The sequence below is a fragment of the Streptomyces sp. NPDC052079 genome (assembly GCF_040680275.1).
Lineage (GTDB): Bacteria > Actinomycetota > Actinomycetes > Streptomycetales > Streptomycetaceae > Streptomyces.
Genome location: NZ_JBFAWL010000001.1, coordinates 567934 through 589170, shown reverse-complemented (window position 1 = coordinate 589170; position 21237 = coordinate 567934). Strand labels below are relative to the sequence as shown.

Sequence of the window (21237 nt, the reverse complement as noted above, 5' to 3'; positions counted from 1 at the left end):
GGTGCCCGCGCACGGGGTCGCGTCAGCTGGGGTTCGTGTCGATGGTCGCGACGCGGCCGGTCTTGCTGATCAGGGCCTGGCGGAGGGCGACGTACACGTCCTGGGGGGTGACGGCCGTCTTCTTCCCGTTGCCCCGGGTGATGAGCACACCGTCGAACGTCTGGCCGTACAGCTCCTTCAGGGCGTTCAGGTCGGGCTTGTCGACGAGCTTGTCGTTGACGGGCACCACCCGGAGGAACTTCCAGAGCGACTTCTCGGGGCTCATCGCGACCGCGTGTGCCGGATCGGTCTGCACCGTCACTATGTCCGACATCGCCGGTTCGGCGAACTCCTTCATCATCCGGTCGACCTCGGCCTTGGAGACCTTGGGCTGCTGCACGGCGGTCGGCACCTTCACCGCGTCCGAGCTGCCGGTCTCCACCAGCGTGCGGTACGCCTCCGTCACCACGTCGCCCGCCTTGGCCACGTCGATGCCCTGGCCCGCCTTGGGATACACGGGGACGGCCTTGCCCGACTGGAACGTGATCGAGCCCTCGGTGACCGAGCCGGAGCCGCCCGAGGCGTTCTCCAGGGCGGCCTGCAGCTTCTCCTCGTCGACGGGCATGGCCGGGTCGACGACGCGCTGTTGGCCGAAGAGGGAGCCGATCACGTTGACCGGGTTGTAGTCGCTCGTGGCGGCCGCGCCGACGGTGGCGTCGGCGTCGAACTGCAGGCCCGCGTTGTCCGGCTGCAGCTCGACGGTCTTGCCGTCGACCGACAGCTTCAGCGGCTTGTTCAGCCGGTCACCGAGGGCGGCGTTCAGCTTCTTCACCGCGTCGTCGCGCGTGCCGCCGCCGATGTCGACGCCGAGCACGGTGGTGCCCTTGGGCACGTCGGAGCTGTTCATCAGCAGACCGGCGCCGTAGGCGACACCGGCGAGGACGAACACACCGCCGCCCAGCAGGACGAGCTTGTTGCGCCCCTTCTTCTTCGGCGCCTTCGTGGAGCTCGCGGCCGGGGAGACCCGATCGGGCAGCTTGGGCGGCGTGTGCGGACGGGGGCCGTCCGTGCCGGGGCGGCCGGGCGCGTCGAAGGCCGCGCTCGGCGGGACCACGGGGATGCCGCTGGTGACGGTGTGCCCGGAGACGTTGTCGTGGCGGGGACCGTAGCCCGCGGTGCCCGGTTCGGCGAGCGGCTGGGGCGTGAGGATCGCCGTGTCGTCGCTGAGGCGGGCGCCCTGGGCGCCGGGACGGCCCTGCTGTGCACCGCCGGGGCCGGGAGCGCCCGCCGGCGGGATCGTCGGGGCGTCGCCGGTCACCGGGCCACCGGTAGGACCGGCGGGGCCCTTCGGGCCGCCGTACCCGGGCGGCCGGGTGTCCTGCCCCGGCGCGCCGGCCGGACCGCGCTGCCCGGGGGCGCCGCCGGGTCCGTCCGTGAAGAACGGCAGGTCGTCGCGGCGCGGCTCGCCACCGGGGTGCCCGCCCGGACGGGTGCCGGGGCCCGCCGGCGAGCCGGCCAGCACCTCGGTCACGTCGAAGGATCCGGTGCCGCCACCATGCCCGGGGGCCACGGGCCCCCCGGTCGCACCGGTCGCGCCGGTGGGCCCGGGGCGCGTCGTGCCGCCGGAACGGGGGCCGCCCGGCGCACCCATGGAACCGACCACACCGCCGGGGCGTCCGGCGCCGGGCCGCGCGCCACCGGGCGCAGCCGGGCCCGCCGGCGCCCCGCCACCCGTGGCGGGACCCGGACCGCTCGGCGCACCGCCACCGGTCGCGGGACCCGAACCACTGGACGCACCGGCCCCGTTGGCGGACCCGCCACCCGTACCGCCCTTGCCCGCGCCCGACTTGCGGGGCGCGAACCAGTCGCTGGCCGGCTTCTCCTCGGCCGCCGGGGCGGCGGGCTGGGCCGACGGGGCGGGCCGACCGGGAGGCTCGACCGCGGCGGGGGACGGAGCCGACGCCGGGGACGGAGCCGACGCCTCGGCATCGGTACGGCCCTTGTTCCCCGCGTTCTTGACGGGCTTGCGCACGACGACCGGCGGAATGGGCCGGGATCCGGGGATGTTGATCCGGACCCGGGTCGTCAGCGTGGTCTCGGTCTTGCGTTCCTCCGGCCGCGCGGCCGAACGGCCCGCATCCGTACCCGCGTCCGGAATCGCCGGGATTCCGTAGGGCGGGGTGCCCGACGGGTAGGCGGCTCCGCCGTGCCCGTTGGGCCCGGAGGACGGAGTGTCAGTTTCACGACTCAAGGCAGGTTCTCCCGGTTGGCTCCGCCGCCCGTCACGACCTCACGGTGGGGGTCCCCTCTGCTCGGGCGAAGCCGAGAGTTCGAGGGAGGCTCGGCGGCGCGCACCACCTTACTGGCCGCATCCGGCCCGTATCCCAGTACCGCCGGGGAAACTCACACCGGACCCGCACGCCCATGACACGGCGAAGTGGTACGTCACTTGCCAAGTCGGGCGGGGTCGCCGTCAGGTTGCCGCCTGCCGCCGAGGGTGGCGCAGATCACAGCGACCGCGATGCCGCCGAGCAGGAAGAGATAGGAGCCGGCGCTCGCCGCGAACAGGAAGTCGCCTTCCGGACGGCTGGCGGTGAGCAGGATGACGACCAGCATCCAGCCCGCCGCGGCCACCACACCACCGGCCCGGCTGCGCATCACCCGCGCCGCCCCCAGCACCAGTCCGGCCTCGCCCGCGAGGGCCAGCAGCAGCCCGCCCGGGAACCACGCGGGCTGGACGAGCGTCCCGGCCACACCGACCACGGCCCCGAGCACGAACAGCCCCAGGTAGGCGCCGACCCGCCCGGCGGAGGGCGGCCGCAGCGGCTGCGCCATCACGGGCGCCCGCTCCCCGCTCACGACGCCTCCCCTTCGCCGATGCCGGCGAACAGATCGCTTTCCCGGCCTCCGGGACGTTCCCCGCGTACCAACTCGTAGTACTCGGTGGTGAACAGCGGCTGCGCGAGCTCGTTGGACAGCGCGAAGTAGGGCTCGGTGACGGTGATCTGAGTGGCGTGCGCGCGCATGGCGGCGGCCTTGGCGGCCGCGTACGCGGTGCCGTCGACGGCGGTGGTGACCCGTTCGTCGTCGACCACACCCGGTACGTCGGCCACGGAGCCGGCCTTGTCGAAGGGCAGCTCGGCGAGGTCCTCGCGCAGCCGGGCGAAGGCCTCCTCGGCCACGCTCCGGGGCACGCGGTTCCAGTAGACCTTGGGAACGTCCCACCCGGCCCCGCCGGCGAGCTCGACGGCGCGCATGGCGACGCGGTGGGTCTGGATGTGGTCCGGGTGCCCGTAGCCCCCGTTCTCGTCGTACGTGACGAGAACCTGCGGCCGTACCTCCAGGATCACCTCGGCGAGCATCCCGGCGGCCTGGTCGACGTCGGCCTGCCAGAAGCAGCCGGGGTCGTCGTTGTCGGGCAGCCCCATCATCCCGGAGTCGCTGTACCGCCCGGCCCCGCCGAGCAGCCGGAAGTCCGTGACGCCGAGCGCGCGCATCGCTTCCCTGAGCTCCCCGAGCCGGTGCCCGCCGAGCGCGGCCCCGCTCAGGTGCCGCAGCTCGGGCGGGATGACCTCGCCCCGCTCACCGAGCGTGCAGGTGACCAGCGTCACATGGGCACCCTCGGCGACGTACCGCGCCATGGTCGCGCCGTTGTTGATCGACTCGTCGTCCGGGTGGGCGTGCACCAGCATCAGACGCCGGGAGGGCAGTTCCGTCATGGGGTCCACCCTATGAGGCGCGTGCGGTCACTCCTCGCGCCCCGGGCCTCTCGTCCTCGTCGTCCTGGTAGCGCGGAACCGGAGCGGCTGACGCGTGGATGGGCCCGGTGAGGGTGGCCAGCCTCCGCCCGGTGGCTCCGGTACGGGTGGCGAGGATCTCGGCGGCGATGGACAGTGCCGTCTCCTCGGGTGTGCGGGCGCCGAGGTCCAGGCCGATCGGTGAGGCGAGCCGGGCCAGTTCGGCCTCGGTGACACCGGCCTCGCGCAGCCGGTCGAAACGGTCCTCGTGGGTCCGCCGGCTGCCCATCACGCCGATGTACCCGGCCGGCGTGCGCAGCGCGGCGAGCAGCAGCGGTATGTCGAACTTGGGGTCGTGGGTGAGGACGCACACCACCGTGCGCTCGTCGACCTCGGTGGCGGCGAGGTAGTCGTGCGGCCACGCCCGCACCACCTCGTGGGCGTCCGGGAACCGCTTGCGGGTGGCGAACACCGGGCGGGCGTCGCACACCGTGACGTGGTAGCCCAGATAGGCGCCGATCCGGCTGAGCGCGGCGGCGAAGTCGATGGCGCCGAACACCAGCATCCGCGGGGGCGGGGCGAAGGACTGCACGAGGACCTGCACCTCGTCCATCCGCCGCTGCCCTTGTGCCCCGTAGTGCTTGGCGCCGCTCACGCCCTGCGTGAGCATGCTGCGGGCGTCGTCGGCGACCGCCGCGTCCAGCTCCGGGTCACCGAGTGTGGCGCCGGCGCGGTCCGGCCAGACGTACAGCTGTGCCCCGAGCGGCGCGCCGCCGCCGGTGACCGTGGCCACCGCGACGGGCTCCGTCCGGTCGAGCGAGCCGAGGACCGCGCCGAGGGATGAGTCCGGCCCGACCCGCCGCACCAGGACCTCGAGGGTGCCGCCGCAGGTCAGGCCCACCGAGAAGGCATCCTCGTCGCCGATGCCGTAGGTCTCCAGCCGAGGTTGCCCGGTCTCCAGCACCTCGGTGGCGGCCTGGTAGACCGCGCCCTCGACGCAGCCGCCGGAGACGCTGCCCACGGCCTCGCCCGCTCCGTTCACCGCCATCACCGCCCCGGGGAGGCGTGGCGCGCTGCCGCGTACCGCGACCACGGTGGCCAGCGCGAACGCGGTTCCCTCCTCGTGCCACTGGAGCAACTGTGGCAGCACGTCACGCATGGGGGTTCGTCCTCCGATCGCCGTCAGCGGTGCGGCTACGCCGCGTCGGCCACGGCGGCAGAGCCCGCGCGGCGGCCGAAGACGGCCCCCGAGGTGAGGCCCGAACCACCGGGGTAGTTGAAGTAGAACAGACCGCCGACCAGCTCACCGGCCGCGTACAGACCGCTGATCGGGCGCCCGGCCCGGTCCAGCACCCGGGCCTGCGGGTCGATCCGCAGTCCGCCGAAGGTGAAGGTGATGCCGCAGGTGACCGGGTACGCCGTGTAGGGCGGCGTGTCCAGGCGCTGCGCCCAGTTGGACTTCGGCGGGGTGATGCCGGTGGTGCCGCTGCCGTCCTTGATGGTGGGGTTGAAGGTGGCGTTGCCGGTGACGGCCGCGTTGTACTCCTCGACCGTGCGCACGAACTCGGCCTCGTCGATGCCGAGCGCCTTGGCCAGGTCCTCGACCGTGTCGGCCTCGACCTTGGTGACGCCGGCGGAGCGGTACTCCTCCGGGCGCAGCAGCGGCTCCGCCTTCGCGTCGAAGACCTGGACCGCGGTGCTGCCGGGCTGCTTGAGGATCTCGGCGCCGTACTTGGCGTAGGTGTAGTTGCGGAAGTCCGCGCCCTCGTCGAGGAACCGCCGGCCCTCGGTGTTCACCACGATGCCGAACGGGTAACCACCGCGGGTGAGCTGGTTGGTCCGCTCCAGGTCGCCGGTCGGCGGCGCCTCGGCGTCCCAGGCCACCGAGTGGCAGCCGCTCCAGTTGCCGTACGGCTGGGCGCCCGCGTCGAGCGCCATGGTGAGGCCGTCGCCGGTGTTGTACGGGGTGCCGCGCACCAGCGCCATGTCCCAGCCGGGGCCCAGGTGGGCGGCCCGCATCTGCGGGTTGGCCTCGAAGCCGCCGCAGGTCAGGATGGTGCTGCGGGCGTGCAGCTCCCGGACGGTGGAGCCGTCGGCGACGAGCACGCCGCGCACCTCGCCGTCGTCGCCGGTGACCAGGCCGGTGACGTTGGCGTCGTAGCGGACCTCGATGCCGGCGGCGTCGGCCGCGGCCTGGTGCTGGGAGATCATGCCCTTGCCGCCGCCGACCACGCCGAGCGCGAGGCCGCCCCAGAAGCGGAACCGGCCGTCGTTCTCGTAGGCCTGCCGATGGAACATCAGCTCGAAGCGGAGGCCGAGGTCGTGCAGCCAGGACATGATCTCACGGGACTCGTCGACCAGGATCCGGGCGAGCACCGGGTCGGTGCGGTTGCGGGTGACCCGCTGCATGTCGTCGAGGAAGTCGGCGGCGGAGTACGGGGCGAGGTCGACCCGGTCGAGCCGCTGCTCCGCGGGGTCGTCCAGGAGCGGCCGCAGATCCGCGAGGCCGCCGTGGGTGGTGCGGACCGCGCCCGCGGTGAAGTACGAGTTGCCGCCGGCCCACTGCTTCGGCGCCTTCTCCAGCAGCAGGACGCGCGCGCCCTGCTGCCGTGCCGAGTGCGCCGCGGAGAACCCGGCGTTGCCGCTGCCCACGACGATGACGTCCCACTCTTCGGCCATGATGTCCCTCTCCACGAATGTCGTACGGCCGCACGGGTCCATGGCGGGACCGGAGGCCGTGAGTACCTGGGTTTGTCGATGCGGGGCCGGCGGGCCTACTCCCGCGGCTCGAGGACGAGCCGGCCGGGCGCCGCGCGCTGGGCGATCATCGTCAGTGCCCGCCGCCACTGCGAGAGCGGCAGCGCGGTGCTGGGCGGGGCCTTGACGGCCCCGGCGGTGTAGAACGCGAACAGCTCGCGGTAGCACTCCGCCATCAGGTCGGGGCGCCGTCTGCGGTAGTCGCTGATCTGCAGCCCCGACACCTCGATGTTCTTCAGCAGCGTGTAGTTCACCTTGAGGGTCGGGATGCGCCCGGCGGCGAAACCCACGACCACCAGTCGGCCCCGCCAGGCGATCGAGCGGATCGCGCCGTCGAACGGGTCGCCGCCCAGCGGGTCGATCACGATGTCCACGCCGGCCCCGTCGGTGGCGGCGAGGACCTGTTCCCTGACGCTCTCCCTGAGGTCCGGCCGGGACAGGTCCACCACGCCGTCGGCGCCGGCCGCGCGTGCCGCGGCGGAACCGTCCGGCGACGACGTCCCGGCCAGCACCAGGCCCGCGCCCATCGCCTTGGCGAGCTGGACCGCGGCCCCGCCGACCGCCCCGCCGGCGCCCAGCACCAGCACCGACTCGCCGGGCTGGATGCGCGCCCGCTCCCGCAGCGCCATCCAGGCGGTGTCGAAGGCCAGCGAGATCGCGGCGGCGTCGGCGAACGGCATCGCGTCGGGCAGCCGGTACACCTGCCGGTGGTCGGCTGTCACCAGCTCCGCGTACCCGCCGTACTCGGCCATCGCCAGGACCCGGTCGCCGACGGCGAGATGGGTCACCCCCTCACCGAGGGCTTCCACGACCCCGGCGGGTCCCTTGCCCGGGGTGTAGGGGAGCTTCGGCTTGAACTGGTACGCGCCGGTCAGCGTCACCAGATCGACGTAGTTGACGGGCGCCGCCTCGATCCTCACGAGCACCTCGCCCGCCGCGGGGACGGGGTCTGGGGTCTCCTGGAGGGCGGCGCTGTAGGACGGGCCCAGCTCGTCGACCATCACCGCGCGCATACGGCCTCACCTCCGGTCTCGGGTCCGCGCTCGGCGCGGGGCGGGGCGAAGGTGCTGAAGGTGCCCCGTCCGGCCGCGACGAGCGCGCCGGAGGCGTCGAGCACCTCCACATCGGCCCGGGCGACGGAGCGGCCGGCCCGGAGCACCTTCCCCCTGGCGGTCAGCGGGCCGCCGGCGGCGGCCCTGAGGTAGTCGATCCGCAGATCGACCGTGGGGGACACCCGGCCGGTGCGCACGGCGACAGCGGCGTGCGCCGTGATGTCGACGAGCGACGCGAGGACCCCGCCGTGGAAGAAGTCGCTGTCCCGGGCGAGGCGGAACTCGGGGCGGTACGGCAGCCGGACGACCACCGTGCCCTCGTCCGCGTCCGCCGCGACGGCCTGGGGCAGCAGGAAGTCGTGGTAGGGGCAGCGGGCCAGCTCGGTCTCCAGCCGGTCCAGGGCGGCGGCGGTCACGCGTTCACCGCCGGTGCCCTGAAGCGGACCGGTGCCGGCACTGCCCGCCCGTCCTCCACCTGCGCCACCAGGTCGCGCTTGGAGACCTTGCCGGACGGCAGCAGGGGGATCTCCGTCAGCCGCAGGAAGTACTCCGGCATGTCGTACTTGGACAGCCCGAGGGTGTCCAGGTGGACCAGCAGCTCGTCGGGCTCGGCCTCGTGACCGGGCTTCACCGTGACGACCAGGCAGACCTTCTCGCCGAGCCGGTCGTCGGGCACCGGGATGACGGCCGCCTTGGCCACGGCCGGATGCCGGGTGACCAGGTTCTCGATCCGGGCCGGGAAGATGTTGTGGCCGCCCCGGATGATCACGTCCTTCTTGCGGCCGGTGATCCTGATGTAGCCCGCCTCGTCGACCCAGCCCAGGTCGCCGGTCATGAACCAGCCGGAGGAGTTGAAGGACTCCTCGGTCGTCGCCTGGTCGTCGAAGTAGCCGAGCATCAGGGAGGCGCCCCGGCCGCCGATCTGGCCGACCTCGCCCGGTGGCAGCTCCCGGTCCGGGTCCTCGCGGGAGAAGATCCGCGCCTCGTGTCCGGCGCAGGGCCGGCCGGAGGATTCGACGATCAGCCGGGGCTCGTCGTCGGGTCGGGTGTAGTGGTGCGACCCCGCCTCCGTCATGCCGTATCCGCTCTGCGGCACGATCCCGTGCGCCAGCAGTCCCTCGGCGACCACCGGGGTCATGGCAGCCCCGGAGACCCGGAAGCCCTTCAGGGCGGGGAGGCCGGGCGCCCCGGGCCGCCGCAGCTCCGCCAGCAGGTCCATGGCGTGGGTGGGCACGCCGAACAGGAAGGTCGCCCCGGTCTCCCGCAGCCGGTCCAGCATGCTCGCGCCGCGCGGCAGGTCGTGCACCACCAGCCGCCCGCCCCCGGTCAGCGCCAGGATCATGGCACCGAATCCGAGGTTGTGGCTCAGCGGGGAGGCCGAGTACACCACCATGTCCTGGTCCAGCGACCAGTCCTCGGCCAGCGCCCGCGCCGGGGCGAGCAGGGTGTTGTCCGAGTGCATCACGCCCTTGGGCCGGCCCACCGTCCCGGAGGTGAAGGCGAGGTAGACCACCGAGTCGGGGTCGCGCCAGACCTCCTTGGGCGCCGCGGGGGCGGGCAGTTCGGCGAGCACCGGGCGGCCGGCGGCGTGCTCGCCGAGCGGTTCCAGCCGCAGTACGTAGCGCAGGCTGTCGACCTCGCCAAGCCGCCCGAACAGGTCGCGCCGGTCGGCGTCGGCCCCGTAGCCGTCCTCGGCTATCAGCGCGGAGGCCCGCATCCGCCGCAGCACCTCGACGATGTCCGCGACGGTGTGGTCCCGGTGCAGGGACGGGGAGACGACATAGCCGTTGCGCGAGCAGGCCAGTACGGCGACCGCGGTCTCGATGCGGCTGGGCAGCCAGACCGCGACGCGCTGGCCGGGCCGCACGCCGCTCGCGTCCAGCGCTCCGGCCAGGCGGTCGGCCGCGTCGAGCAGGTCCCGGTAGGTGACGGAGCGGAAGCGCTCCTGCATCGCGATCGCGTCGGGCCGGAGCTCGGCCTGGGCCCGCACCAGCGAGTGGATCGTGTCGTCCCGCCAGTGCCCGGCCGCGTAGAAGGCGCGCAGCCGTTCTCCGCTCAGCAGGGTCAGCATCGTAGGGGTCATGCGGTGTGTCTCCGGCTTCTGTCTGTCCTGGGGGTCGTGCCGAGCAGCCGACGGCTCGGCTCCGGTGCGGGGTGGCGGGGGTGTCATGTCACCGTGCCGTGGCGGACTCGCGGCCGGTGATGCGGCGGAGGAACCGGCCGAAGGCCCTGGCCACCGCCCAGAACAGCAGGGACAGCCCGCCGACCGGTGCGGCGGCGGTGTCCTGCGGGGCCGGCTGCGCGTCCGCCGCGGCGCCCTGTCCGGCCGCCGAGTCGGCGGCGATCTTGGCCTCCAGCCGCTGGGCGAAGTCGCGGGAGAGCCGCTGGGAGACGTCCTTCATGACGCCCCGGCCGAACTGGGCGATCCGTCCGGTCACCCGCAGGTCCTGCTCGATGGCCACGTGGGTGCCACCCTCGGGGGAGTCCGTGAGGCGGGCGACGACCTGCGCGTTGGCCCCGCCCTTGCCCTGCTTGTCCTTGGCGCTGCCGGAGATGGTGATGGCTCTGGCCGCCTCGTCGCGGGACTCGATGACCGCCGTCCCCTGGAGGTTGAGCCCGAGCGGGCCGACCTTGAGCGTCACCTTGCCGAGGTATTCGTCGTCCGAGATCTTCTCCAGGATCTCCGCGCCGGGGACGCAGGTGACGACCTCCTCGACGTTGAGCAGGTACTCCCAGACCTTCTCCACGGGCGCGTTGACGTGGAATTCGGATTCGATGCGCATGTGTCTGCCTCCACTGTGCTCAAGGCGGGTCGGTGCCGGCCGGGGCGGCGGGCTGTCGGGGGGGTGGGGCGGTGCCCGGCGGGTCAGGGCACCCGGATGCCGGGTTCGGGGGTGTGCTCGGCCTGCTCGGTGTGCGGGGTCAGTCCCTGCCCCTTGGTCTCCGGGCCGAGGATCAGGGTGAGCAGCAGCACCAGGCCGACCACGGCCGAGGTGACGCCGAAGGCGCCGACCAGGCCGAGCACGGGCCACAGGACGCTGCCGAGCAGGATGGGGGCGAGGCTGGCCGCGATCCGGCTGATCGCGGAGGCCCAGCCGAACCCGGTGGCCCGCAGCAGGGTCGGGTAGATCTCGGGGACGTAGACGTAGAGCGTGGCGATCAGCAACTGGACGGAGAAGCCGTAGACGGCCAGCCAGACCGCCGCGTCGTGGCCGACGTCCAGCCACAGGGCGAACATGACGATCCCGCCCGCCGAGCCCAGTCCGCCGACCAGGAGCCCGCTCTTGCGGCCCAGGACGTCCACCAGCCACGCCGAGAGCAAGGTGCCGATGACGCCGGCGCCGGTCATCAGGGTGGTCTTCAGGAAGGCCGCATAACGGCCGAGTCCCTCACCGACCAGAATGGACGGCATCCAGTTCAGCACACCGTAGTAGAGGAAGAACACGGTGATGAAGAGCCCCCAGATCAGCATGGTGTTCTTCCAGCTGAATTTCCAGATGTCGCCGAGCCGGCTGACGAACACCATGGGGGACAGTCGCGATTCGTCGTTGAGCTGCGGGCTCCGCCATTCCTGGACCGGAGCGCCGGTGCGGCGCACCAGATCATCGATGACCGCGCGTGCCTCGGCCTCCCGATTGCGCCGCAGCAGGAAGAGCGGCGATTCAGGAATTCCTCTGCGGATCCACACCGCCAGGATGGCGGGGACGACCATCAGGCCGAGCATGAGCCGCCAGTCCTCCAGCGGCAGCATCACGGTGGACATCAGGCCGCACAGGGTGGCGCCGAGCGGGAACGCGATGCCCATCAGCGCCATGACGCGGCCGCGGACCTTGCGCGGGGTGAACTCCGAGACCAGGGAGTAGTCCACCGGCAGGCATCCGCCCAGGCCGGTGCCCTCGATGAAGCGCGCGAGGAGCAGGATCTCGTAGTTCGGGGAGAGTGCGCAGGCCAGCGAGGCGAACCCGTAGACCAGCACGGTGAGCATGAACACCCGCTTGCGGCCGATCACGTCGGCGACCGTGCCCCACGCGAAGGCGCCCACCGCCATGCCGGCCAGTCCTGCCGCGCCGAACAGGCCGAGCTGTGCGGCGCTGAGCAGCATGTCGGCCTTCAGCAGCGGCAGGACATAGCCGGCCAGGACGACGTTCCATCCGTCGAAGAGCAGGCCGAGTCCGGCCAGTAGTGCGATCTTGCCGTGAACGCGCCATCTCCATGGCAGTTCCTGAATGATTTCATCGCCGGTACGCACAAGTACACCCGACCTCTCCTGGAGATTGGTCCGGCCTTTCGGGCCTGTGATCGGAATTCCGCCTTCTTCCCCTCGCCATGCGATCCGGGGGCGGTGCTGATTTCGGGCGGTACGGTCGGCAGCCGTCTTATGAAACGTCGTCCGGCGGCCATTTCGTGGTGACTGTATACAGCGGTATACAGCGCGGTCAATGCTTCGGTGAGGAGAATCTTCCGGAGATGTTCCAGAGAATCTTCCGGACAATCTTGCGGGGAATCAGAGACGGTCGAAGAGGTCCTGCACCACGTCCGGATCGGTGGTCCGGGTGAGCGCCAGCGAGAGCAGGACCTTGGCCTTCCAGGGCTGCAGGCTGTCCGCCGCCACCGCCCCGCGGGCACGCAGGGAGGGCGACGGCGGGATGCGGCCGGAGCCCACCCGGGAGCTCTGGCACACCACGACGCCGGCCGCGGCGGCCCGGTCCAGCGCCGCGTCCTCGGCGGGAGTCGGCCGGCCGCCGCCGGTGCCCGCGCTCACGATGCCGCGCGCCCCCGCGGCCACCGCCGCGTCGACGAGGGCGCCGTCGGCTCCCACATAGGAGGCGACGACATCGACCCGCGGCAGATCGTCGAGACCCGCCAGGTCGAACCCCGGGCGGTCCGGGCCGGCCCGCAGATGGCGGTGGTAGAACACCACCCGGCCGTCGGCGTCGGCATAGCCCAGCGGCCCCAGATCGGGCGCCTGGAAGGCCTGCACCCGGAACGGCGCCGTCTTGGTGACGTCCCGCGCCGAGTGGATCGTGTCGTTGGCGACCACCAGCACGCCGTGGCCGCGCGCCTGCGGGGACGCCGCCACCTGGATGGCGCGCAGCAGGTTGAGCGGGCCGTCGGGGCTGAGCGCCGAGGGCGGCCGGATCGCGCCGACCAGGACCACCGGCTTCGGCGAGCGCAGCACGAGATGGAGGAAGTAGGCCGTCTCCTCCAGGGTGTTCGTCCCATGGGTGAGGACGACGCCGGCGTAGTCGTCGCCGGCGAGCAGCGCCTCCACCGTCCGGGCGAGCTCCAGCCAGTCCCGGGTGGTCAGCGCGGAGCTGGACAGCCGCCGGAACGGTTTCTCCTCGACCGCGGCGAACTCGCCCGACTCGGGTACGGACCCGACGAGTCCGCCGTCGGGCAGCCGCTCACCGGTCTCGTAGTACCAGGCCAGATCCAGGCGGGAGGCGCCCACCGAGTCGATGGTGCCGCCGGTCTGGATGAGGGCGACGCGGGGGCGGGCGGTCACCGGACCACCCCGCCCTCGCCCGGAGCGCCCTCGCCCGGAGCGCCCTCGCCCGGAGCGCTTTCGGCCGTGCGGCACCACTGGACGATTTCGCCGGGCGTGGCCAGCCACGCCCCGCCGTCCGCGGCGATGTGCCGCAGCGCCTCCTCGACCGCGCCGGCCCGGAACGCCTGACCGGAGACCCAGGGGTGCAGATGCAGCGCGAGCACCCGGCCCGAGGCCGCGGCGTCCCGGCACAGCACGTCGTACGCCTCCCGCAGCCCGCGGCCGTAGTCCGCGGGCGGGACCTCGCGCAGGAACATCGCGGCCAGATCGCTCAGCTCCCACGACAGCGGGAACGCCCACAGGCCGTCGGCCGTGCCGCGCAGCGGGTACGGCTGCTCGTCGTTGCCCCAGTCGGCGACGTACTCCAGACCCTCCCCCGCCAGCAGCGCCGGGGTGCGCGCCGACTCGCTGTGCTCGGGGCTGAGCCAGCCCGACGGGCGCACCCCGAGCGCGGCCTCCAGCCGGTCCAGGGTCAGCCGGATGTAGTGGGCCTCCTCCGGCTCGGTCATCCGGCTGGTGAGCGGCCGGCCGGCGCTGAGGCCGCCGGCGAGGAACTCCGCCGCCGCGGGCCGCAGATGGTCCATCAGCGGCCCGTACTCCTCGGCGGTCAGCACATCGACGGCGACGGCGGGCGCGATGCCCAGCCGCTCCAGGATCCGCAGCAGCCGGAAGACCCCGACCCGGTGGCCGAACTCCCGGTGCGACATGCGGGGGAAGTCCGGGTACGGCGCCACACCGCGTCCGCCGGGCGGCGGGACCGGGGTGGCGTGCCGCGGGTCGTCCCACTCCGCGGCCCGCAGATCCAGGACGACGCAGACCGCCACCTTCGCGCCGCCCGGCCACCGGAGCGGGGGCCGGGCCGGCAGCGGCAGCCAGGAGTACCAGCCGTGGTCGTAGCCGGGTTCGGCACCGCGGGTGCCGGTGGCATCCGTAACGTTCGGCGTCCGCTCGGCCGCCGCCCGCCCCGTCGCTGTCCGCTCACTCATGGCGGCCCCCACAACTCTCCTTCAGATCCGCGTCGTAGTGGTGGCGCAGATAGTGGTCCACGATGTCGCTCGCCGTCGCGATCCACACGTCGTCGCGGGCGCGCAGATGGGCCAGGACCCGGTCCAGGTACCCGATGCGGTGCGGCTGGCCGATGGTGAAGGGGTGCAGCGGCAGGCACATCATCCGGCCCGCGCCATCCTCCTCCCCGTACAGCCGCTCGAACTGGGCGATGCACCGGTCGGCGTAGGCGCTCCCCTCGACGTGGGAGCGCATCAGCAGCGGGGCGTCGTTGAGTTCGTAGCTGTAGGGGAGCGCCACCATCCGCCCGCCGCCGGCGGTCAGCAGGGGCGAGGGCCGTTCGTCGTGCACCCAGTCGGCGTGGTAGCGCATGCCGGCCTCGGCCATCAGGTCCGGGGTGTGCCGGTTGCCGGTGATGTTCGGGCCGAGCATGCCGCTGAAGCGGCGGCCGGTGTGCCGCTCCAGCGCCCGGTTGCACGATTCCAGGAACTCCCGCTCCTGGTCCCGGTCCATGCCGGTCAGATAGCGGGTGTTGTACAGGCCGTGGCTCATCAGGTCCCACGACCGCTCGGCCATCGCCTCCGCGATCTGCGGATAGTGGTCCAGGACCGCGACGTTCAGCGAGACGGTGGCCGGGACCTCGTAGCGGTCGAGGACCTCGGCCATCCGCCAGAACGCGACCCGGTTGCCGTAGTCGTGGTAGGCGTACTTGCGCACGTCCGGGTGGGGAGTGCGCGGGTACGGGTCCACCTCGCCGGCGGGCGGGAGGTACTCGTAGTGCTCGATGTTGGGCACGACCCAGACGGCGATCCGCGCCCCGCCGGGCCAGGCGATCGGCGGGCGGTCCACGATCGGCGCGTAGGGCAGCCGGTCGTGGACCGGGTCGAAGGGGCGTTCGTGCGGGTACGCCGCCGCGGCGCCCGTCCCGGTCCCGTCCGCGGTCATGCGCGCTGCGGGCAACCGCCCGCGCGGCCGCCGCAGGCGCTGACCGCCTCCTTGATGCTGGCGTAGCAGCCGCAGCGGCACAGGTGCCCCTGCAGTCCGTCCACGATCTCCTGGTCGCTGAGCTGCCGGTCCCCGGCGGACTCGAGCAGCGCGTGGCCGCTCATCAGGAAACCGGGGGTGCAGAACGAGCACTGGAACGCCTGCTTCTCGATGAACTGCCGCTGCAGCTCGGTCAGCCTGCCCTCGTCGGCGAGCCCCTCCGCGGTCTGCACGCTGCGGCCCTCCACCGCGTACAGCGGCAGGATGCAGGTGCTCACCGGTTCGCCGTCGAGCAGCGCGGTGCAGGTCCCGCAGACCCCCAGACCGCAGGTCTCGCGCACGCTGAACAGGCCGTTCGCCCGCAGGACCGTGCTCAGCGCGGCGGCGGGGTCCCCGGTGAGGTCGGTCTGGACGCCGTTCACCACGCAGGTGACGGAGATCTCGTCGCTGTTCTGGTCCATGGCGTCCATTACGGCTTCCTCGCTCGCAGAACTCGTTCGGGGGTGATGGGCAGGGAGCGCACCCGGCCGCCGACGGCCGCGTTCACCGCGTTGCCGATGGCCGCGATCACCGGGGGCAGAACCGTTTCGCCCAGGCCGTGGATGTTGCCCGGGGCGTCGTCCTCCAGGTACTCGATCTGCAGGACCTCGGGCAGGTCGTCCATGGCCGGGATCGAGTAGTCGGACAGGTTCGGGTTGGTCAGGACGCCGTCGTCGTAGACCAGTTCCTCGTACAGGGTGTGGCCGATCCCGAAGAGCGCGCTGCCGTGCATCTGCATGTCGGCGAGCTTGGGGTTGACGACCTGCCCGGCGTGCGCGATCACGTGCAGGTGTTTGACGTAGACCTTGCCGGTGTCGAGGTCCACCTCGACCTCCGCGCCGGCCGCGCCCTGGTGCCAGTGGTCGCTGGCGACGCCCTGGCCCGTCTCGGCGTCCAGTCCGCCGGTCGTCCGGACCTCGCCGTGGCCGCTGATGCTGCCGGTGCGGGTCCGCCAGAAGACTTCCTGGACGGTGAGCCGGGTGGCGGGGTCCGAGCGGAGCGCCACCGCGCCCTCGCTGAGGACGAGGTCCTCCGGAGCGGCCCCCAGCAGGTCCGCCGCGAGCGCCAGCAGTCTTTCGCGGATCATCTCCGCGGCCTGGACCAGCGCACCGCCCATGGCCCGGGTGGTGCGGCTGGAGCTGGTGGTCTGGTCGTAGGGGGTGTAGTCGGTGTCCGGTGCGGTGACGTTGACCGCCTCGATGGGGATGCCGAGCGGGCCGGCGGCGATCTGCGCCAGGACGGTGTGCGCGCCCTGGCCCATCTCCACGGAGGAGGTCAGCACCTGGAGGCTGCCGTCGGCGTCCAGGCGCAGCGACGCGTGGGAGGTCGACGGGGTGATCGTGGACTTCAGGATCACCGCCAGGCCCTTGCCCCGGACGCGGTTGCCCTCCACCTCACGGCGCCGGTCGGCCGGCCAGTTGATGGCGGAGGCGCTGCGGTCGAGCAGCTCCTCCCAGGTGGCCTCCTCCATCACCTCGCCGGTGGCGAAGCGCTCGCCCTCCCGCAGCAGGTTCCGGCGGCGGAACTCCACCGGGTCCAGGCCGAGTGCGTCGGCCAGCTCGTCCATCTGCTGCTCGTACGCCCACGCCGCCTGCGACACCCCGTAGCCCCGGTAGGCGCCGGCGGGCGGCAGGTTGGTGTACACGGCGTAGGAGTCCACCCGGACGTGGGGGATGGCGTACGGGCCGACGCAGCTGTAGCCGCCGTTCTTGATCAGCCGCGGGCTGATGTCGGCGTAGGCGCCGCCGTTGAAGTAGGCCTTCACCTCGCGGGCGACCAGCCGCCCGTCCTTGGTGACGCCGGTGCGCAGATGGATGCGGGCGGCGTGCTTGGTGATGGAGATGAACTCCTCCTCGCGCGTCAGCACGAGCTTCACCGGACGCTTGGCCTTCCACGCCAGCGCGGCGGTGACCGGCTCGAACTTGGCGTAGGTCTTGGCGCCGTATCCGCCGCCCAGCGGAGGCACGGTCACCCGGACGTCCGAGGCCGGCAGGCCGAACATCTCGCTGAGGCTGTCGCGGACGGCGAAGGGCGCCTGCGTCGAGCTGATCACATGGAGCCGGCCGTCCTTGAAGGAGGCGATGACCACGTGCGGTTCCATGGGGACGTGCTGGACCGCCGGGCTCTCGTAGACGTTCTCCATGATCAGGTCGGCGGTGGCGAAGCCGGCCTCGATGTCGCCGGTGCGCAGCTGGAACTTGGTGCAGACGTTGCCTTCGCGCCCGACCAGGTTGATGTCCGAGTAGGAGCGCTCGCGCGGCGGCGGCGGGGCGTCGTGGACCCGCTCCGCCCCTTCGGCGAGGGCCTCGTCCACGGTGGTCACGAAGGGCAGCTCTTCGTAGTCGACCTCGATCATGTCGAGTGCGGCCGCCGCGGCCTCCTCGGTCTCGGCCGCCACCGCGGCCACCGGGTCGCCCACGAACCGCACCTTGTCGCGGCAGAGGACGGGCTGGTCGCGGATGACCGGCCCGTGGTGGCCGGCCGGCCCGCCCGGCTGGTCCAGGTCGGCCGCCGTCAGCACCGCGATCACGCCGGGCATCTTCTCCGCCGCCGACACGTCCACGGAGCGGATCCGGGCGTGCGGGACCGTGCTGCGCAGCAGCTTGGCGAAGACCATGCCGGGCACTTCGGCGTTGAGCGCGTAGCCGACCGTGCCGGTGACCCGCGCCTTCGCCTCGAACATGTCGACGGACCGGCCCACAGTGGTACCGCTCATAGTCTGGACGCTCCGTTCTCCCCGCTGCTGGACACCGTCTCCAGGGCACGGCGGACGAGCACCGTGGTGAGGTGCTTGCGATAGTCCGCCGATCCCCTGACGTCGTCGATGGGCTCGATGGCCGCGCCGTAGGCGGCGCCGACCTCCTGCCACAGGCCGCCGTCGGGCTTCGCGCCCCGGCAGTCGTCGGTCACCGATGGCAGGGTGAAGGGTGTGGGCGTGGCGCCCGAGACGGCCACCCGGACGTCAGTGAGACGGCCCGAGGAGTCGGTGTCGGCATAGGCCGCCACGCCGACGCAGGGCCGGTCCTCGGCGCTTCGGCTGACGTACTTGAGGTAGGTCGTGCGCGCCGTCGGCGACGGGCGGGGTATCTCCACCTCGGTCACCAGCTCGTTGTGTTCCAGCGCGTTCTCGTAGTAGTCGACCAGGAATTCGGACAACGGCAGAACCCGCTGCGACCCGGTGCTCGCGATATGCACCCGGCAGCCGAGCGTGGTCAGCACGGCCGGCGGGTCCGAGGCGTAGTCGCTTTCGCTGAGGTTTCCGCCGATGGTGGCGCGCTGCCGGACGCGGTGGTTCGCGACGAGACCGAGCGTCGCGGTCAGGGTCGGCAGTGACCGGCGCAGTTCGGGACAGCTCTGCATCTTCTTCAGTGAAGTCAGCGCCCCGAGCCGGATCGCGCCTTCCGAATCGGCGTGTATGTAGTCCAGTTCGGACAGACGCTCAAGGGCGATCAACTGCTCCGGGAGCAGCAGGCCATTGCGCATCATGATCATCAGTGCTGTTCCACCGGCGATCACTTTGGATTCGTCGCCGGTTTCGTCCAGCAGCTGGAGAGTCGCCGCAACGGACTGCGGCTTATGGACTCGCATGTCACCTCCCACGCAGGTCCCCGATGTATACAGAGGTATGCAGGGATGACGCAAGACCCTGTCCAGCAAGCGGTTCATCCGCAGTTGAGCGGGTGTGCGGTGGTGACTGCCCGGGTCCCCCGGCGCGAGTCTGTGGAGATCCGGGGGAGACTGGCCAGGTGAGCGATGGTGGCCCACGATGGGGCGGTTGCGCCGCCGAGGGTTCGCCGGGCCGCCTCGAGAGCGAAGCCCGGTCCGGCCTCGCCGACATGGCCGAGGCGGACTGGTGCGGAGATGGCTGTCGCATGCCGGCCGGGGTTGCGGGCTTCGTATACGACTGCGTGTGGTTGCGTACCGCCATACCGATCGGTACTGTGCGCCGGGCGTTGCATTCTTGCGCTTCGTCGAGGTGTCCCTGATGTCGAAGCGGAGTGCCTGATTATGGTCACTTTCCTGGGGGAGCCGTCATGACCAAAAAAAGGACCAATGACTCAAAGGACGAGAATTCCCCTTACGAGAAAATCAAGCGGGGGATTCTGGACGGTACGTTTGCACCCGGTTCCGCCCTTGTGGAATCGGCGCTCGCGGAATGGTGCGGCGTCAGTCGAACGCCCGTGCGTGAAGCGCTGAGCCGACTGGAACGCGATGGTGTGGTCAACAAGACCGACCGCGGAATGGCCGTGCGGGAGCGGACCCCCGAGGAAATCCTCGACATCTACGAAGTACGCATCGCGCTCGAGGTCACGGCGGCCCGACTCGCGGCGGTACGGCACACACGTATCGACCAGATCCGCCTCGAACGCCTCATGACGCTGCTGACCGAGACGAGTGACGACGCTCCGGGGGACGTCCTGGCCGAACGGAATCGAGAATTCCATCGCGGCATCTGGGCCGCGAGCCACAACCAGACACTGATCGACGTCCTGGACCGGATCAATCTGCACCTGCTGCGCTACCCCGTCACCACCCTGACCACCCCCGGTCGTTGGCAGCAGTCGCTGCGCGAGCACCGGGAGCTGGTCACCGCGATCATCGCGCGGGACGAGGCGAGGGCCCAGAAGATCGCCGGGGAACACTTCAGCGCGGCACGCGACATCCGGCTCAAGCTGTGGGAACAGAGCATCGTCTGACTCGCGTCAGGCGTCCTGGATGCGGCGGAACGGCTGGTCCGCCTCCAGTTCGAAGGCCAGCTCCAGGAGGGTGCGTTCCGTGCCCGGGCGGGCGGAGAACATCACGCCGATGGGGAGGCCGTCCTCCGTCGTACGCATCGCCGGTACGGACAGGGACGGGGTGCCGACGATGTTGTTCACCGGGGTGAACGCCACGTAGCTCACTAGACGTTGGATCAGAGTCGCGTACGGGACGGTCGGGCTGAGGTGGCCGAGCGGGGGCGTGGTGTGGGCGAGGACCGGGGAGAGGATCAGGTCGAGGCCGCGGAACCCGGCCGCGTACGCCTCGCGCGTGCGCTTGAGCCGGCGCAGGACGCCCGGTGTGGTCCGCCAGTCCCGGACGTACGACTCCCGCAGGCCCCGGCTCAGACCGTCCATGCGGCGGCGGTCGAAGTCGGTGCCGAGTCTGCGGCCAGTGATGCCGATGAGGAACGACAGCAGGCCCCAGTAGGTGAGGAAGTCCTCGGTGAAGCGCGGGTCGATGGCCAGCTCGACGGGTTCCACGGTGTGGCCGAGCCGCTCCAGCCGCCGCGCCGTCTCCTCGACCGCCGCCCGGGTGTCGGCGTCGGAGCGGACCCCGTTCGGGGAGTCCACCAGGAGCCCGATGCGCAGGCGCCGGTCGGAGGGGCCCTCGACCAGGCCCACGGGCGGCAGCTTGGGGTTGCGCCAGTGCTGCTCCGCCGCGGCGAAGAACGCGGCGCTGTCGCGTACGGAGCGGGTGACCACGCCGTCGGTGACGATGTCGATGGGCAGTTGGCGGCTCTGCGCGTTGAGCACCATCCGGCCGCGGGTCGGCTTCAGACCGACGAGTCCGCAGCAGGCGGCGGGGATGCGGATGGAGCCGCCGCCGTCGTTGGCGTGCGCGATGGGCACGGCTCCGGCGGCGACGAGGGCCGCGCTGCCGCCCGACGAACCGCCGGCCGAGTGGCCCGTGTGCCACGGGTTGCGGACGGGCTCGCCCGTCTCGTACTCCGTGGTGGCGTTGAAGCCGAACTCCGGCAGCCGGGTCTTGCCGAGCACGGTGACCCCGGTGCTCAGGAACTGGCGCGCGAACGGAGCGTGCCGCCGGGCGGCGCGGGGTGCGAACGCGACGCTCCCGTGGCCCGTGGGCAGACCCAGATAGTCGGTGTTGTCCTTGACGAAGGTTGGCACCCCGGCGAGGGCGCCGCTGGTTTCGGTGCCGTGTGCCGGGGTGTCGAGGTGCACCTGGACGGCGTTGAGCCGGTCCTCGACGGCCCTGACCCTGGCCGCGGCGGCACGGGCGGCTTCCTCGGCGCTGACCTCGCCCCGGCGGATCGCCCGTGCGAGGCCGACCGCGTCGTGGTCGCCCAGGGCGTCGTCCCGGAAGACATGCACCCCGGCCGGCGCCTCGCGCCGCCCCTCGCTGCGTCCCTCGCTCT

Annotated in this window: 18 protein-coding genes; 1 reads left to right on the top strand and 17 read right to left on the bottom strand. The window is 72.1% G+C overall.

Going from position 1 to position 21237, the window contains the following annotated elements; all coding sequences use genetic code 11:
- Nucleotides 1–22 precede the first annotated feature (22 nt).
- The 16 genes from AB0L56_RS02870 to AB0L56_RS02795 all read right to left on the bottom strand — a co-directional run bounded on the left by AB0L56_RS02870 (nt 23) and on the right by AB0L56_RS02795 (nt 18689).
- Nucleotides 23–2230: a hypothetical protein gene (locus AB0L56_RS02870; RefSeq protein WP_365418219.1), complete on the bottom strand. Its 2208-nt coding sequence runs from the start codon at nt 2228–2230 to the stop codon at nt 23–25.
- Nucleotides 2231–2424: 194 nt separating this feature from the next.
- Complete coding sequence (locus AB0L56_RS02865) at nt 2425–2814, bottom strand: DUF6113 family protein (protein ID WP_365418838.1); 390 nt, start codon at nt 2812–2814, stop codon at nt 2425–2427.
- Nucleotides 2815–2834: 20 nt separating this feature from the next.
- The gene (mshB, locus tag AB0L56_RS02860; RefSeq protein ID WP_365418217.1) at nt 2835–3698 is read right to left on the bottom strand and encodes an N-acetyl-1-D-myo-inositol-2-amino-2-deoxy-alpha-D-glucopyranoside deacetylase; all 864 of its coding nucleotides are present in this window, start codon (nt 3696–3698) and stop codon (nt 2835–2837) included.
- Nucleotides 3699–3708: 10 nt separating this feature from the next.
- Entirely contained in the window at nt 3709–4875 is a 1167-nt protein-coding gene (locus AB0L56_RS02855) for an XdhC/CoxI family protein (protein ID WP_365418214.1), read from the bottom strand.
- A gap of 35 nt (nt 4876–4910) precedes the next feature.
- Nucleotides 4911–6395 carry an FAD-dependent tricarballylate dehydrogenase TcuA gene (gene tcuA / locus AB0L56_RS02850; RefSeq protein ID WP_365418211.1) on the bottom strand — a complete coding sequence of 495 codons (1485 nt, stop codon included), beginning with the start codon at nt 6393–6395 and terminating at the stop codon, nt 4911–4913.
- Between the two features lie 95 nt (nt 6396–6490).
- Nucleotides 6491–7486 (bottom strand): NADPH:quinone oxidoreductase family protein, encoded by a 996-nt coding sequence (locus AB0L56_RS02845; RefSeq protein ID WP_365418209.1) that lies wholly within the window; start codon nt 7484–7486, stop codon nt 6491–6493.
- Nucleotides 7474–7941: a PaaI family thioesterase gene (locus AB0L56_RS02840; RefSeq protein WP_365418206.1), complete on the bottom strand. Its 468-nt coding sequence runs from the start codon at nt 7939–7941 to the stop codon at nt 7474–7476. The genes AB0L56_RS02845 and AB0L56_RS02840 overlap by 13 nt, the downstream gene beginning before the upstream one ends.
- On the bottom strand, nt 7938–9608 hold the full coding sequence (locus AB0L56_RS02835; RefSeq protein WP_365418203.1) for a class I adenylate-forming enzyme family protein: 1671 nt from the start codon (nt 9606–9608) through the stop codon (nt 7938–7940). The genes AB0L56_RS02840 and AB0L56_RS02835 overlap by 4 nt, the downstream gene beginning before the upstream one ends.
- An 88-nt stretch (nt 9609–9696) precedes the next feature.
- Nucleotides 9697–10308, bottom strand: a complete 612-nt coding sequence (locus AB0L56_RS02830; protein WP_361022266.1) for an SRPBCC family protein — start codon at nt 10306–10308, stop codon at nt 9697–9699.
- Between the two features lie 83 nt (nt 10309–10391).
- A complete protein-coding gene (locus tag AB0L56_RS02825) occupies nt 10392–11774 on the bottom strand; it encodes an MFS transporter (RefSeq protein WP_361022263.1) in 1383 nt (460 codons plus the stop codon).
- Between the two features lie 255 nt (nt 11775–12029).
- Nucleotides 12030–13031 carry an asparaginase gene (locus tag AB0L56_RS02820; RefSeq protein ID WP_361022260.1) on the bottom strand — a complete coding sequence of 334 codons (1002 nt, stop codon included), beginning with the start codon at nt 13029–13031 and terminating at the stop codon, nt 12030–12032.
- Nucleotides 13028–14059, bottom strand: a complete 1032-nt coding sequence (locus AB0L56_RS02815) for a hypothetical protein (RefSeq protein WP_365418200.1) — start codon at nt 14057–14059, stop codon at nt 13028–13030. The genes AB0L56_RS02820 and AB0L56_RS02815 overlap by 4 nt, the downstream gene beginning before the upstream one ends.
- Nucleotides 14052–15023 carry a polysaccharide deacetylase family protein gene (locus AB0L56_RS02810; RefSeq protein WP_365418197.1) on the bottom strand — a complete coding sequence of 324 codons (972 nt, stop codon included), beginning with the start codon at nt 15021–15023 and terminating at the stop codon, nt 14052–14054. The genes AB0L56_RS02815 and AB0L56_RS02810 overlap by 8 nt, the downstream gene beginning before the upstream one ends.
- Entirely contained in the window at nt 15020–15532 is a 513-nt protein-coding gene (locus AB0L56_RS02805) for a 2Fe-2S iron-sulfur cluster-binding protein (protein ID WP_361022251.1), read from the bottom strand. Before AB0L56_RS02805 ends, AB0L56_RS02810 begins: the two co-directional genes overlap by 4 nt.
- A complete protein-coding gene (locus tag AB0L56_RS02800) occupies nt 15532–17817 on the bottom strand; it encodes a xanthine dehydrogenase family protein molybdopterin-binding subunit (RefSeq protein ID WP_365418194.1) in 2286 nt (761 codons plus the stop codon). Before AB0L56_RS02800 ends, AB0L56_RS02805 begins: the two co-directional genes overlap by 1 nt.
- Nucleotides 17814–18689, bottom strand: a complete 876-nt coding sequence (locus AB0L56_RS02795) for a xanthine dehydrogenase family protein subunit M (protein ID WP_365418192.1) — start codon at nt 18687–18689, stop codon at nt 17814–17816. The genes AB0L56_RS02800 and AB0L56_RS02795 overlap by 4 nt, the downstream gene beginning before the upstream one ends.
- Nucleotides 18690–19135: 446 nt before the next feature.
- On the opposite strand from AB0L56_RS02795, the gene AB0L56_RS02790 reads away from it, so the two are divergent.
- Nucleotides 19136–19798, top strand: a complete 663-nt coding sequence (locus AB0L56_RS02790) for a GntR family transcriptional regulator (protein WP_361022242.1) — start codon at nt 19136–19138, stop codon at nt 19796–19798.
- Between the two features lie 6 nt (nt 19799–19804).
- Here the strand turns inward: AB0L56_RS02790 and AB0L56_RS02785 are convergent, their stop codons facing one another.
- Nucleotides 19805–21193 carry an amidase gene (locus tag AB0L56_RS02785; RefSeq protein ID WP_365418835.1) on the bottom strand — a complete coding sequence of 463 codons (1389 nt, stop codon included), beginning with the start codon at nt 21191–21193 and terminating at the stop codon, nt 19805–19807.
- Nucleotides 21194–21237: the final 44 nt, after the last annotated feature.

Bases quoted from the DNA above. Each gene is read 5' to 3' on its own strand.
- mshB (WP_365418217.1), bottom strand. From the start codon at position 3,698: ATGACGGAACTGCCCTCCCGGCGTCTGATGCTGGTGCACGCCCACCCG.
- AB0L56_RS02805 (WP_361022251.1), bottom strand. From the start codon at position 15,532: ATGGACGCCATGGACCAGAACAGCGACGAGATCTCCGTCACCTGCGTG.
- AB0L56_RS02795 (WP_365418192.1), bottom strand. From the start codon at position 18,689: ATGCGAGTCCATAAGCCGCAGTCCGTTGCGGCGACTCTCCAGCTGCTG.
- AB0L56_RS02800 (WP_365418194.1), bottom strand. From the start codon at position 17,817: ATGAGCGGTACCACTGTGGGCCGGTCCGTCGACATGTTCGAGGCGAAG.
- AB0L56_RS02835 (WP_365418203.1), bottom strand. From the start codon at position 9,608: ATGACCCCTACGATGCTGACCCTGCTGAGCGGAGAACGGCTGCGCGCC.
- tcuA (WP_365418211.1), bottom strand. From the start codon at position 6,395: ATGGCCGAAGAGTGGGACGTCATCGTCGTGGGCAGCGGCAACGCCGGG.
- AB0L56_RS02815 (WP_365418200.1), bottom strand. From the start codon at position 14,059: ATGAGTGAGCGGACAGCGACGGGGCGGGCGGCGGCCGAGCGGACGCCG.
- AB0L56_RS02830 (WP_361022266.1), bottom strand. From the start codon at position 10,308: ATGCGCATCGAATCCGAATTCCACGTCAACGCGCCCGTGGAGAAGGTC.
- AB0L56_RS02790 (WP_361022242.1), top strand. From the start codon at position 19,136: ATGACCAAAAAAAGGACCAATGACTCAAAGGACGAGAATTCCCCTTAC.
- AB0L56_RS02845 (WP_365418209.1), bottom strand. From the start codon at position 7,486: ATGCGCGCGGTGATGGTCGACGAGCTGGGCCCGTCCTACAGCGCCGCC.
- AB0L56_RS02855 (WP_365418214.1), bottom strand. From the start codon at position 4,875: ATGCGTGACGTGCTGCCACAGTTGCTCCAGTGGCACGAGGAGGGAACC.
- AB0L56_RS02865 (WP_365418838.1), bottom strand. From the start codon at position 2,814: ATGGCGCAGCCGCTGCGGCCGCCCTCCGCCGGGCGGGTCGGCGCCTAC.
- AB0L56_RS02810 (WP_365418197.1), bottom strand. From the start codon at position 15,023: ATGACCGCGGACGGGACCGGGACGGGCGCCGCGGCGGCGTACCCGCAC.